The 12,612-nt window shown below is 62.9% G+C and carries 11 protein-coding genes; 3 read left to right on the plus strand and 8 right to left on the minus strand.

From position 1 onward, the window contains the following. Positions 1 to 664 (minus strand): ABC transporter permease (locus tag F4Z81_04115; protein MXW04239.1); only part of this gene is annotated, 664 nt, incomplete at its 3' end. A gap of 170 nt (positions 665 to 834) precedes the next feature. On the opposite strand from F4Z81_04115, the gene F4Z81_04120 reads away from it, so the two are divergent. After that, entirely contained in the window at positions 835 to 1,842 is a 1,008-nt protein-coding gene (locus tag F4Z81_04120) for a cobalamin-independent methionine synthase II family protein (protein ID MXW04240.1), read from the plus strand. Between the two features lie 7 nt (positions 1,843 to 1,849). Here the strand turns inward: F4Z81_04120 and F4Z81_04125 are convergent, their stop codons facing one another. From F4Z81_04125 to F4Z81_04135, 3 genes are read right to left on the minus strand one after another with little or no spacing between them, the layout of a single operon-like run. Next, positions 1,850 to 3,613, minus strand: coding sequence for an FtsX-like permease family protein (locus F4Z81_04125; GenBank protein MXW04241.1), 1,764 nt, complete (start codon positions 3,611 to 3,613; stop codon positions 1,850 to 1,852). A 27-nt stretch (positions 3,614 to 3,640) separates the two neighbouring features. After that, positions 3,641 to 4,264, minus strand: coding sequence for an ABC transporter permease (locus F4Z81_04130; protein ID MXW04242.1), 624 nt, complete (start codon positions 4,262 to 4,264; stop codon positions 3,641 to 3,643). A gap of 3 nt (positions 4,265 to 4,267) precedes the next feature. Continuing rightward, entirely contained in the window at positions 4,268 to 5,791 is a 1,524-nt protein-coding gene (locus F4Z81_04135; protein ID MXW04243.1) for an SLC13 family permease, read from the minus strand. Between the two features lie 244 nt (positions 5,792 to 6,035). Between F4Z81_04135 and F4Z81_04140 the strand changes: the two genes are divergently transcribed. After that, entirely contained in the window at positions 6,036 to 6,431 is a 396-nt protein-coding gene (locus F4Z81_04140) for a rhodanese-like domain-containing protein (GenBank protein MXW04244.1), read from the plus strand. A gap of 184 nt (positions 6,432 to 6,615) precedes the next feature. On the opposite strand, the gene F4Z81_04145 is transcribed toward F4Z81_04140, so the two are convergent. Continuing rightward, positions 6,616 to 8,211, minus strand: coding sequence for a sodium:solute symporter family protein (locus tag F4Z81_04145; GenBank protein ID MXW04245.1), 1,596 nt, complete (start codon positions 8,209 to 8,211; stop codon positions 6,616 to 6,618). Positions 8,212 to 8,293: 82 nt separating this feature from the next. After that, positions 8,294 to 9,730 (minus strand): adenylosuccinate lyase, encoded by a 1,437-nt coding sequence (purB, locus tag F4Z81_04150; protein ID MXW04246.1) that lies wholly within the window; start codon positions 9,728 to 9,730, stop codon positions 8,294 to 8,296. A gap of 342 nt (positions 9,731 to 10,072) precedes the next feature. On the opposite strand from purB, the gene solA reads away from it, so the two are divergent. Then, on the plus strand, positions 10,073 to 11,161 hold the full coding sequence (solA, locus tag F4Z81_04155; GenBank protein ID MXW04247.1) for an N-methyl-L-tryptophan oxidase: 1,089 nt from the start codon (positions 10,073 to 10,075) through the stop codon (positions 11,159 to 11,161). A gap of 65 nt (positions 11,162 to 11,226) precedes the next feature. On the opposite strand, the gene F4Z81_04160 is transcribed toward solA, so the two are convergent. After that, positions 11,227 to 11,649, minus strand: a complete 423-nt coding sequence (locus F4Z81_04160; GenBank protein MXW04248.1) for a PaaI family thioesterase — start codon at positions 11,647 to 11,649, stop codon at positions 11,227 to 11,229. Between the two features lie 94 nt (positions 11,650 to 11,743). Then, positions 11,744 to 12,601: a radical SAM protein gene (locus tag F4Z81_04165; GenBank protein MXW04249.1), complete on the minus strand. Its 858-nt coding sequence runs from the start codon at positions 12,599 to 12,601 to the stop codon at positions 11,744 to 11,746. Between the last annotated feature and the right edge of the window lie 11 nt (positions 12,602 to 12,612).

A 12,612-nucleotide genomic window follows, 5' to 3' on the forward strand; every position in this document is an offset into this window, starting at 1 on the left:
CCCGGGAATGACCTTCAGTCATCACGATGTAGGTGTAGAAATTGATCCACGACCAGTAACGCAGATCACTCGCCGACGACGAGGACAGCGAAATGAAGAAGTCGGCCTGAAAGTGGGTGTTTTCCGGCGTGTTTTCCATGACCCCGGTAACGGTCAGCATCATGAAACCGTTGTCGGCGTTGATCGTCTTGCCCATCGGATCTACTTCACCGAAGTATTTTCGGGCCGTATCTTCGCTGATCACCACAGAGTAGGGCGCTTCCAGGGCCGTTCGGGAGTCGCCGCGGATCAGCGGAAAGGTAAAGATGTCGAATAGCGCATTGTCGGCCCAGTAGACCCGGTTTTCATAGTAGATCTTTTCTTCGTGTTTCATGAGCCATGTACCGGTTGTCGGGAGCAGCCGGACATAACCCAGGATCTCGGGGAAATCATCCTGAAGCGCCGGGCCCACGGGCGGAGGCGTCCGGGCATCGTTGTTGACCGCCACCCTGTATATGCGATCCGCCTTCTCATGATAGCGGTCGTAACTGAGTTCGAAGCGGACATAGAGGAAGATCAGCATGGCGCAGACCATCCCGACGGCCAGACCGAGGACGTTGATGGCCGTGTAGCCTTTCTGCCTTGTCCAATGGCGGATCGCTATGGTTATGTAGCTCTTGAGCACTCGAAGACCCTGTTGACAGGGTAGTGGTTGGATGTCAATTGAGTCGGTTAATGATACCTAATTCGAGATGCACAATGTATATTCCATTTCGCCTTTGATCTATTTGATTTAATCTCGTGAACGAAATGAAGGTGTATCAGCCAATCGGCACGCAACAGGGAGTACTCGTAATGTCAGAACCCGCAATAAAGACCACCGTGGTCGGCAGCTATCCCATCCCGGACTGGCTGGCGGCCTATCCCACCACACCCAACCTGATCGACGCGGCCAAGGTGATCCTGAAGACCCAGGAACTGGCCGGGATCGACGTACTCACCGACGGGGAACTGTCCCGCTTCGACGTCGGCCACCCGGAGACCAACGGGATGATCGAGTACTTCATCCGGCCCATGTCCGGGATTACGACGGAGGTTTCGCGCGAAATCCTCGCCGATTTCCGGAAGCGGGAGGGCATGGCTTTCCGCAGCACACCCGGCGGTATCGTACGTGGCAAAATCGGGGAAGGCGCGCTCAACCTGCCGGCCGCCTGGCAGTCGATGCGATCGCTCACGGACCGCACGCTCAAGTTCACCGTCACCTCTCCCTACATGCTGGCCAAGACGCTCCTGGACGAGCACTACGGCGATCTGCGTGCCATGACGATGGACATCGCCGAGGTGCTGCGCAGGCAGGTCGCCGAAATCGACGCGCCGATCCTGCAGGTGGACGAGGCCAACCTGACCGGCCATCCCGAGGACGCGGGCTGGGCCCACGAACCCGTCAACCACGTGCTCGGCGCGGTGAAGGGCGAGAAGGGACTGCACCTCTGCTTCGGCAACTACGGCGGCCAGAGCATCCAGGCCGGCCTGTGGAACGACCTGATGGGATTCCTGAACAACCTGGACGTCGACCATCTCGTCCTGGAGTTCGCGAGGCGGGGTTACGACGAACTGCCCATGTTCAGGGATCTGCGCGCGGACATCGCGCTGGGCGTGGGCGTGGTCGACATCAAGGACAACGGCGTGGAATCGCCTGACGAGGTCGCCCGCCGCATCGAACACTCCATCGACGTGCTCGGAGCTGAGCGCGTGCGCTGGGTGCACCCCGACTGTGGCTTCTGGATGCTGCCCCGGAGCGTGGCGGACCGCAAGATGGCCAGCCTGGTGGCCGGGCGGGATCTCGTGCTGGGCCGGGCGTAGTCCGTCCTCACTCGCCCCGCAACACTTCGGCCGGATTGGCCAGCGCAGTCCGGGTCACATGGTAACCGATGGTCAGCACTGTGATCAGCAGGGCCACACCCCCGGCGGCGAGGAAGATCTCCCACCCCAGCTCGATCCGGTAGGCGAAGGACTCGAGCCAGCGGCTCATGATCAGCCAGGCGGCCGGCCAGGCAATGGCATTGGCGAGGAGCACGAGGCCCACGAACTCGGCGGACAGCAGAGCGAGCACGCGGCGCACGGAAGCGCCCAGCGCCTTGCGGATGCCGATCTCCCGCGTCCTGCGCCCGACCGTGTAGGAGACCAGCGCGAAGAGGCCCATGCAGGCGAGCAGCACCCCGACCACCGCGAAGACCGCGAAAACGTTCCCTATGCGCTGTTCGGCCCGGTACAACCTGTCGATATCCTCGTCGATGAAAGAGAAGGCAAAGGGGAAATCGGGAAAATGACGCGTCCATGCCTGTTCTATGAACGCCAGCGTTGATTTCGTATCCCCGGGTTGGATCCTGACCGCGATGAGTTGTCCACGGCCGTTAAGGATCACGAGGGGTTCGATGGGCAGGTGCAATGAACGAAGGTGATAGTCCCGCACCACGCCGATGACGGTCTGCGTCATGCCGATGCCGAACTGGACCCGTTCTCCCAGGGCCTCTTCCGGGGTATCCCAACCCAGCAGGCGCATAGCGGTCTCGTTGAGCAGGATCTTGTCGGATTCGGTCTGGCTGTCCAACGGACCGCCGAACGACCTGCCCGCCAACATTTCCAAGCCCAGTGTCTCCACGTAACCCGCCGCGACGATAACGCCCTGGAGGTCGTGCTTGACCTGGTCCGGATCTTCAACGCGCCAGGCCGTTTCGGAGGTCACCCACCCGATGTTTCCCTCCAATCCGGGCAGGTAGCCCCCCTGGCTCGCGTCCACCACTCCGCTGTGCCTGAGTAGTTCGTCCTTCCAGGACTGGTATTGGTACGCCACCGCGGCGATTGAGGGAATGGCGATCACCTGCTCCTTGTCGAATCCCAGGTGCTTGTTCTGAATGTAGCTGATCTGGCCGAACAGGACGCCCGTGCCGATGATCAACGCGATGGAAATGGCGAACTGGATAACTACGAGAACCTTCCTCGTAAGCACGCTGTCCGTTCCGGTCGACCAGCCAGGCCAGACTGGCCGGCCTGACTGACCCTCCTTCAGCCCGGGAACCGCCCCGAAGGCAGAGAGCCGGATGGCCGGATAGCCTCCGGACAACAGGCCGATGAAGACCGCTGCGGCCGGCAAGGCCACCCACCAGAGCGCATGCCCCATGAACCCCGCGGATGCCGGCATGCCCGTCAGCGCGTCGAACCACGGAGATACGAGCCAAACCGCCACCAGGGCGATGAGCAGGGCCGCAAAGGCCAGCAGGACGGACTCTCCCAGGTACTGCCGGACCAGGTGCAGGCGGGACGCACCGAGGACCTTGCGCATGCCGATCTCCCGCACCCGGTGGGCGAACTGCGCGGTGGACAGGTTCACGTAGTTGATGCATACGATCACCAGGATGAAGAGCCCCATGGCCGACAGGATATAGACATAGCTGACGTCGGTGTTGACGCCGGGTTCGTTCTCGAGATGGGAATACAGGTGAATATCGGTGACCGGCTGAAGCGAAAACGCGTAACGGCCGCCGCGCACCTGGAGCTGCTCGCCCACGTGCCGGTCCACGAACCGGGGAAACTTCACCGCCAGATCCGCCGGCGAAACGCCTTCTGCCAGCATGATGTACGTGTAGAAGAAGAACGAATCTCAGTTCTCCCGGGACCAGCGACCGTACTCCTCGTACCCCGATGCCAGCGAAATGAAGAAATCGGCCTGGAAATGGGTATTCGCCGGCATGTTTTCCAAGATCCCGGTGACCGTCAGCAGCATGAAGCCGTTGTCGGCATCGATCGTCTTGCCCATCGGATCTTCGTCGCCGAAATACCTGCGGGCCGTATCCTCGCTGATGACCACAGTGTACGGCGCTTCGAGCGCGCTTTCCGGATCGCCCTGGACCAGGGGCAGCGCGAAGAAGTCGAACAGCGAGCTTTCCGCCCAGTAAACCCCTCTTTCGTAGTAAATCCGGTCTTCGTACTTCATGACCCAGGTGCCGGTCGTGGGGTGCAAACGCAGCAGGTCCTGTACTTCAGGGAAGTCGGCCTGCAGCGCGGGCCCAACGCTGCGAGGCGTCTTGGCATTGTCGTTGAACACGACCCGGTATATCCGGTCGGCCTGCTCGTGGTAGCGGTCGTAGCTCAGTTCGTGCCCGACGTACAGGAAGATCAGGCTCGCACAGGTCATGCCGACCGCCAGGCCCAGGACGTTGACCAGGGTGTAACCCTTGTTGCGACCAAGGTGCCGCAATGCTATGGTCAAGTCACTATTGAGCATGTGTCAAACGCCCAGCATCCGCATCATCACCGTATATGCGAGCACGGTGATCAGGATCACGCCCAGCAGGTTCAGCCAGAACCCGGCCCGGATCATCTGCTGGATCGTGACGTGCCCGGACCCGAATACGATGGCGTTGGGCGGGGTGGCGACCGGCAGCATGAAGGCGCAGCTGGCTGCGATGGCGGCCGGCACGATCAGCATGAAGGGGTGCAGGTCGAATACCGGCGCCAGGGCGGCCAGGATAGGGATAAACGTGGCCGTGGTGGCCGTGTTGCTGGTCAGTTCCGTGAGGAAGATCACCAGCGCGATGACGGCCATGACCAGCAGCAAAACCGGGATGCCGGACAGGATTCCCAGTTGGTGCCCGATGTATTCCCCCACGCCGTTGATACGGATCGCCGCCGCCAGGCTGAGCCCGCCTCCGAAGAGCAGCAGGATTCCCCAGGGGAGCTTCAGGGCCGTTTCCCAGTTCATCACGAACACCCGCCGTTTCACGTCCACCGGCACCACGAAGAGGACCAGGGCCGCGACCATGGCGATGACCGGATCGGACAGGCCCGCCAGTGGGTGCATGTCTCCGATCTGGACGCGCACCAGCAGCGGCCTCGCAATCCAAGACAGGGCCGCGAGCAGGAACACCACAAGGACGACCCTTTCCCCACTCGACATCACGCCCAACTCCCGGTATGCCCTTTCCGTCACTTCCCTGCTCCCCTCAATGCGCTCACCCCGCAGGGGATAGAGGACCCGGGTCAGCATCAGCCAGGCAATCGGCAGGAAGACCGCCACCAGGGGAAGCCCCACGCCCATCCAACGGACGAAGCTGATCTCCTGGCCGAGGCTGGACTGGATAAAGGAGGCGAGGAAGACGTTGGGGGGCGTACCGATGATCGTGCCGATGCCGCCGATGGACGCCGCGTAGGCGATGCCCAGGAGGAGGCACAGGGCGAAATGAGGGCGCGCCTTTGTTCCGGGTTCCACCTGCTCCACCAGGCTGATGATGCTTAGCGCGATGGGCAGCATCATGACCGCGGTGGCCGTGTTGGACACCCACATGCTGAAAAAGGCCGTCACGCCCATGAAGCACGCCACGATGCCCGCCGGATGATCGCCGGCCGCGCGCAGCGCCCTGAGGGCAAGACGTCGATGGAGCCCCCAGCGCTGCATGGCCAGGGCAATGAGAAAGCCGCCCATGAAGAGGAAGATCAACTCGTGGGCGTAAGGCGCGGCCGCCGCACGCACCGATGCCGCGCCGGTCATGGGAAGGGCGACCAGCGGCAGGAGCGCCGTGGCGTAAAGCTCCACGGCCTCTGTCATCCACCAGACCGCCATCCACGCCGCCAGGGCCATCGTGGCCCGGCCCGCGTTCGAGAATTCGACCGTCTCGCCCGCGCTGTTCGGGTACGCGTGGGGCAGCAGGCCGTAGAGCAGGAGTGCCAGCGCGGGACCGGCGATCAGGCCGATCCACTGGATGGTGGTTTTGAGTTGGAGGGATCTCACTGGTGTATCAGCCCGCCTGCCGATGGCGAATCTGGAACTAAACTCCGGTCAGACCTATGTGTCCAAACACAAGATTAAGAAGTTACTTAAGAAAAGGGCGGCCGGGGTATTCAAGGCAACAAGAATCATCGGGGATTCGATGGTTTGGATTGCTGATCTTGCGGGATTTCCGATTGATTTCCAGGTACAAGCCCGGTATATTCACCCGACTTGCATGGAGAGCATTACAGGTACGAAACCGAGACCATCCAAACATAGTGGAGGCCCCATGAAAAACCAGATCGCACACTATGAGAACAAGCTGAAATATGAGACCGATTCCTATGACCTCTGGGAATCCATCACGCTGGGCAAGGACGTCGTCGTGGTAGACGCGCGGTCCGAGGAAGCCTACGCGGAACGCCATATCCCCGGCGCCGTCAATATCCCTCACCGGACCATGGACGCAGAAACCACGGGCCATCTGGACAAAAACACTCTTTATGTGACCTATTGCGATGGGATCGGCTGCAATGCGTCGACCAAGGGCGCGCTTAACATGGCCAGGCTTGGTTTCAACGTGAAGGAACTAATGGGCGGCCTGGACTGGTGGATGAGAGACGGCTACGAGACCGAAGGCCTGCAGGCCACCGAAGGCAAAGCACTGGTCTGCGGTTGCGGTTAAAACGAGTTACTTCGTTAACTACCAGCCTGGCGGGATGACTACACCTCCCCATCCCGCTTCCCCATCCTCCGAAACAGCGCCCTTATATCGCCCAGGGCGCCCACACTGACATACACTGCCACAACCGCAAACAGTAGCAGGCAAAGCACAAAAACCACCGCCCAGAACGTGCTCCAGAATTCCATCACGACTCCTCCCTCCGAACCGGGCGAGCCGGACGCTCCGAACGGTCCGTGCGCTCAAGACCATCCGCACGGGCCAGGCGCTCCACACGGTCCGGGAACAGTATCGACCCGGCAAACATGAGGACCAGGGCCAGCGCGGTGATGGCCAGTCCGATCTCGTCGCTTTTATACATGCCCAGTCCCAGCGCCTGGTTCACGGGTCCCAGGCCCGCCAAGGCGCCGATGCCCGCGGTGAGCGCAAGGTAGGCCCCCACGGTGCTCGCCCGCTTCCAGTACAGTCCGGCCAGCAGCAGTGTGAAGGCGCCGGTGAAGTAGATGGCGCCGCTCACGGCCATGTAGTCCCACAGGTCCTGCCCCAGGTCGTACCAGAGCCCCCATACCAACAGGAACAGTCCGATCACGAGGATGAAGACGCGCGACAGCGCCAGGCGCCAACGGGTGGTGAGCCGCTCGTTCGTGGCCGGGGCCACGACGTCGTGGGTCAGCACCGACGCCCAGCAGAGCAGGTAGCTGTCGTGGGTCGACATGAAGGCGGCGAGGAGCCCCGCGCCGACGAGCCCGATGATGCCGGTTGGCAGGATCTGGGACAGGAAGAGGGGCATGGCCTGCAGCGTCACCGTGGGGTCGGCGGTGGGCGACCCGGTTTCATCGAAGAAGAACCCGCGGAACTCGGGGTTGTTGAAGAAAAACGTGAGCGCGCAAATGCCGAGGAACTGCGGGATCATGAACCGGATCAGGAAGCCGATGGAGGACCACCGGTACAGCCTGCGCACCACTTCCACGCTTTCGGCGGCGCAGGCGCGCATGACCGAGGTCTGCCACACGGCACAGGACACGAGGCCCGCCGTGAAGATCATCCACATGATGTAGGAGGGTCCGAAGCCGCTGCCCTCCAGGAAGGGGTTAAAGCCGGACTCACCGTGAACGGCCGCCACGGTTTCGACGATGGTCGGCCAGCCGAGAGCGTACACCGCCATGCCACAGGTGAGGATCATGCCGAAGGAGAGGACCACGAACTGGATATAGTCGGTTATCACCACCGAGACCATGCCGCCCATGATGGTGTAGGCGATCACCAGCGCGAGCATGACGGTCATGACCACGGCGACAGCGTTGGGATCGGTCAGGCCCGTCAGGCCCGTCACGAACAGGGCGCCCGCTTTCAGGAACAGGCCCATGTTCAGGATGCCGGCGAAGGCGAGGAGCAAGCCGCCGAAGACGCGCACGCCGCGGCTGAACCGTTTCTCGTAGAACTCGGGGATCGTCATCACGCCGAGGCGGCGCAGGGGCACCACGATGAAGCCCGTCATGCCCACGATGAAGGTCACGACGCCGGCGATGACCGCGATGTGGAAGGCCGCGAACCCGCCCGTGAACCCCTTTTGGGCCGAGTACATGACCGTCACCAGCCCGAGCTCGCTCCCGATCATGGTCGCCACGGCCAGGCGCGACTTGAGCGACCGGCCTGCCACGATGTAGTCCCCCATGTCCCGGATGTACCGGTTCATGTACAGGCCCACGCCGACGGTGGCCGCCATGTACACGGCGACGATCAGCCAGTCCAGGGTACCAAAATTCGTGGGGAGAGACGGCATGGATTGGTGGAGCCGAGTTGGGTGCTGGATTACCTGGAGGAACCGTCTTCGCAGGCGCGCGTCACGCAGGCGCGCAACGGGATCAGGCGTCTTCCTCGTCAGCGCCCGGCGAATCCTGTTTATCTGCCGCGCCTTCCGGTCCGATGTCCTCGCCCTCCCGGGCGATGTGCCTGGCAAGTACCGGCGCGAGACCGACGTAGTCCGGGGGCGTCAGGGCGAGCAGGCGAAGCTTGTCGTCGTCCGGCAGGTCCAGGTCGCGGATCAGGTCCTCCATGATCTCCTGCGTAATGACCTGTCCCCGGGTCAGCGTCTTCATCCGCTCGTAGGGGTTCTCGTGGCCGGCCTTGCGCATGACCATCTGCACCGCTTCCGCCAGCACCTCCCAGGCCCCGTCGAGGTCGGCGCTCACCGCGTCCCGGTCCACTTCCACGCGGCCCATGCCCTGGATGGCCGAATGGATCGCCAGCAGCGAGTGGCCGATGGCCACGCCGACGTTCCGCAGGGCGGAGGAGTCGCTCAGGTCGCGCTGCTGCCGCGAGATCTGCAGCTTTCCGGCCAGGTGTTCGAGCAGTGCGTTGCTGACGCCCACGTTGGCCTCGGAATTCTCGAAATCGATGGGGTTCACCTTGTGTGGCATGACCGAGGAACCCGTCTCGGTCCCCACCACCTTCTGGCGAAAGTAGCCAAGGGAAATGTACGACCACATGTCCCGGTCGAAATCGAGCAGCACGGTATTAAACCGCATCAGCCGGTGGAAGAGCTCCGCCAGGTAGTCGTGGGGCTCGATCTGTATGGTGATCGGATTGAAGGTCAGTCCAAGGCGGTCCTCGACGAAGTGCCGGGCGACGGCCTCCCACGGCACATCGGGATACACGACGATATGGGCGTTGTAGTTGCCCACCGCCCCGTTGAACTTGCCGAGGTACTCACTGTGGGCGACCTGGTCGAGCTGGCGCCGCCAGCGGGCGACGAACACGGCGAGCTCCTTGCCGACGGTGGTGGGCGTGGCGGATTGCCCGTGGGTGTGGCTGAGCATCGGGATGTCCGCCGTTTCGCCGGCGAGGTCGGCCGCGGCGGAGATCAGGTCCTGGCTTCCAGGCAGCCACTCCTGCAGGATCCCGTCCCTGAGCATGAGGGCGTAGGCAAGGTTGTTGATGTCTTCGGAAGTACAGCAGAAATGGACCGATTCGGTGACGTCCGCCACGGAGGTCCCGGCGATGGCTTCCCGTACGTAGTACTCCACCGCCTTGACGTCATGGCGGGTCTCCTGCTCGATTTCCTTGATCCGCAGCGCCTGCGCGTCGGTGAAATCAAGGACCAGCGCCCGGAGGAAAGCGGTCTCTTCCTCGGAGAAGGCGCGCACGTGTTCGATTTCGGGCCGCTCCGCCATGGTGATCAGCCACTCGATCTCCACGTGCAGCCGGTACTTGATAAGCGCCCATTCGGAGAAATAGGAGGAAAGGCCCTGCAGCCGGTCGCCGTAACGGCCGTCCAGGGGAGATAGTGATCGCAATGACATGAGTCGCCCCGAATCCCGAATCTGCCTGTTATCGCGTTCCCTTCGCGCTCCCTTCGCGCTCCCGCGATTCCAGTATACCTTCCGACCACGGGAATCGGCAAGGTTCTTTATCCCGGCGGCAGGTGATACCGTCGTTTCGTGGACCTTGATCTGCTTGATTCGGCACGCACTGCCGTCTATATTCAGCCCCACGTTTGCGACTCCGTACGTGTATACTTTGTGACACCGCGCGTGTACTCTGGCACCTCATGTACGCTGGGCTCCGCGCATGTTCCCTGGAGCGTCTGATCCGTGAACCGTCCATCCCCCTCATACGACGTCATCGTAATCGGCGTGGGCGGCATGGGCAGCGCCTCGGCCTGGCACCTTGCCCGGCGCGGCTGCCGCGTACTGGGCCTCGAACAGTTCAACATCCCCCACGACCTCGGGTCTTCCCACGGCCAGACGCGGATCATCCGCCTGGCATATTCCGAACACCCGTCCTACGTGCCGCTGCTTCGGCGTGCGTATGCGCTGTGGCGTGAAATCGAGGAAAGGACGGGCGAACAGTTGCTGCATGTCACTGGGGCCCTCGATGCGGGCCCCGCGGACGACTGGGTCTTCCAGGGTTCGAAGACGTCCTGCGAGGAGCACGGCCTTCCCCACGAGATCCTCACGGGCGCGGAAGTGAACCGGCGGTTTCCGGGCTACCGGTTGCCCGACGACATTATGGCCGTGTTTCAAACGGACGGCGGCTATCTGTTGCCCGAGCGGTGCATCGTTGCACACGTGGAGGCGGCCCAGGAGGCGGGCGCCGAGATCCATGGATGCGAACCGGTGCTGGAGTGGACGTCCGACGGGCGCGGCATCACGGTAAAGACCACAAAATCGACATACACGGCCGGGCGGCTCGTGATCACCGCGGGCGCCTGGATCGGCAAGGTGGTGAAACCCCTGGATGGGCTGGTACAGCCGGAACGCCAGGTGCTGGGCTGGTTTCAGCCGAAGCGACTGGAACTTTTCCAGCCGGACCGGTTCCCGGTGTTCAATCTCCAGGTCGCCGAGGGCCGATACTACGGGCTTCCGGTGCACGGGGTGCCGGGGTTCAAGATCGGGCGGTACCATCACCTGGACGAGCAGATCGACATGGACCGGATAGACCGGTCCGCCTATCCCCGGGACGAGGCCGTGCTCCGGTCATTCGCCGAACGCTACTTCCCCGAAGGGTCGGGCCCCACCACGAGCCTGCAGGTCTGCGCCTTCACCAACACTTCCGACGGCCACTTCATCCTGGACGCCCATCCGGAGTATGCGAATGTATTCGTCGCCTCCCCCTGCTCCGGCCACGGGTTCAAGTTCTGCAGTGTCATCGGAGAGGTCATGGCCGACCTGGCCACCACGGGGGAAACTCCGCACGACATCGCCCTGCACGGGCTGGCCCGGTTCGCGTAAGGCGTTGGTGCCTGTCCGACGCGGCAACTGCCCCCGCGGCTCGTGGTTCAGCCGGACGGCGGTGCCTACCCCCGCGGTTGGTAGTCCAGCCTGAGATAGGTGACCGTGGCGTGGGCGACCCGGGTACCGGCGTCGTTGGTGATCACCACCTCGCCGTAAAGGACCTTGCGGCCATTCTTGATGACCCGGGCCTCGGCGTTGAGGGCTTCCTCGCTGGCGGCATAGAGGTAGGTGACCGTCAGGTTGGTGGTCACCGTGTCCCGCGTGATCCCGTTCAGCGTGGCGTGGGCCATGTACGCCATGGTATCGGCCAGGGAGGCTGTCACCCCGCCGTGCACGAGGTTGTAGGACTGGGCGAACCTGGGCTGATACGGCAGCCGGCCGCGGCAGACCCCGTCCTCCACCTCGACGATCCGCAGTCCGAGATCATGGACAAAGGGCACGCCATCTATGAAGTCCTGCAATTCGGCTACGGTTACCTTGGGCATATGAAGGTGTGGCCTGCTTTAGCTTCCTGCGGGAACCCGACGAGGTCGAAATTGCACGTCGGATGATAACCAGAACGCCCTCGCCTGTCCATCACTATATGAATCGGCCGGCGGCCCGGACAGTGCGGGCCGGCCGGTTGAACCCTTCCTTGCTGTACGCAACGCGTTCGGCGCCGAGGGAAGCCGTCAGCGCGTCCACCAGGGCGCGATGGGCGCCGAGCCGGTACCACTCCCCGTAACCGAACCGCTCGTACATCTCCCGAACCTGGAGGCGTTCGGTCCGCATGCCGCCCGATCCGTCCCCGTCGAAATAGGTATCCACGACCACGGAGTGGCAGCGGTCCCGGAGCGTTTCCACGAAGGTGTCCGGGTCGTTGGGCAGCATGGGACTGATCGTGACGCGGACCGGAAGGCCGGTTTCCATGGCGGCGTCGAGGGTCTTGATCCGGGAGGCCACGGAAGGGGCGTGGGGCGTTAGATTGCGGCGGACGGTCTCGTCGTGGGTTTCGAGCGTCAGGTTCAATTCGACCCCTTCGATGCGCTTCAGCACGTCGAAGTCCCGACGGACCATGGGGCTGCGGGTCTGCACGACCAGCCGGTCCGGTTGCAGGCCGGCGAAGACCTCCAGGCACTGGCGCGTGATCCGGTATTTCGACTCGGCGCCCTGGTAGGGGTCCGTGGCGGAACTCAGGAACACCCGCACCGGCCTGTCCCGCTTCTTCAGACGGGCCATCTCGGCCTCGAGCCGTTCGGGCGCGTTAATCTTGACGTCCACGTAGTCGCCCCACGCCCCGCCGTGGTAGAGGTGGACGGGCAGGGCCTGCACGTAGCAGTAGGGGCACCGGTACACGCAGCCGACATAGGGCTGCAGGGTATGGGTGTAGCCTTCCAGGAACCCGCCCGTGCGCGTCAGGATCGTCCTGCAGGTTATTTCACGAATACTGGTTGCCATTAGCCCTTCAT

It is taken from the genome of Gemmatimonadota bacterium, from assembly GCA_009835325.1.
GTDB lineage: Bacteria > JAAXHH01 > JAAXHH01 > JAAXHH01 > JAAXHH01 > JAAXHH01.

Bases quoted from the DNA above. Each gene is read 5' to 3' on its own strand.
- solA (MXW04247.1), top strand. From the start codon at position 10,073: ATGGGCAGCGCCTCGGCCTGGCACCTTGCCCGGCGCGGCTGCCGCGTA.
- F4Z81_04125 (MXW04241.1), bottom strand. From the start codon at position 3,613: ATGCTGGCAGAAGGCGTTTCGCCGGCGGATCTGGCGGTGAAGTTTCCC.
- F4Z81_04145 (MXW04245.1), bottom strand. From the start codon at position 8,211: ATGCCGTCTCTCCCCACGAATTTTGGTACCCTGGACTGGCTGATCGTC.
- F4Z81_04165 (MXW04249.1), bottom strand. From the start codon at position 12,601: ATGGCAACCAGTATTCGTGAAATAACCTGCAGGACGATCCTGACGCGC.
- F4Z81_04120 (MXW04240.1), top strand. From the start codon at position 835: ATGTCAGAACCCGCAATAAAGACCACCGTGGTCGGCAGCTATCCCATC.
- F4Z81_04130 (MXW04242.1), bottom strand. From the start codon at position 4,264: ATGCTCAATAGTGACTTGACCATAGCATTGCGGCACCTTGGTCGCAAC.
- F4Z81_04160 (MXW04248.1), bottom strand. From the start codon at position 11,649: ATGCCCAAGGTAACCGTAGCCGAATTGCAGGACTTCATAGATGGCGTG.
- purB (MXW04246.1), bottom strand. From the start codon at position 9,730: ATGTCATTGCGATCACTATCTCCCCTGGACGGCCGTTACGGCGACCGG.
- F4Z81_04140 (MXW04244.1), top strand. From the start codon at position 6,036: ATGAAAAACCAGATCGCACACTATGAGAACAAGCTGAAATATGAGACC.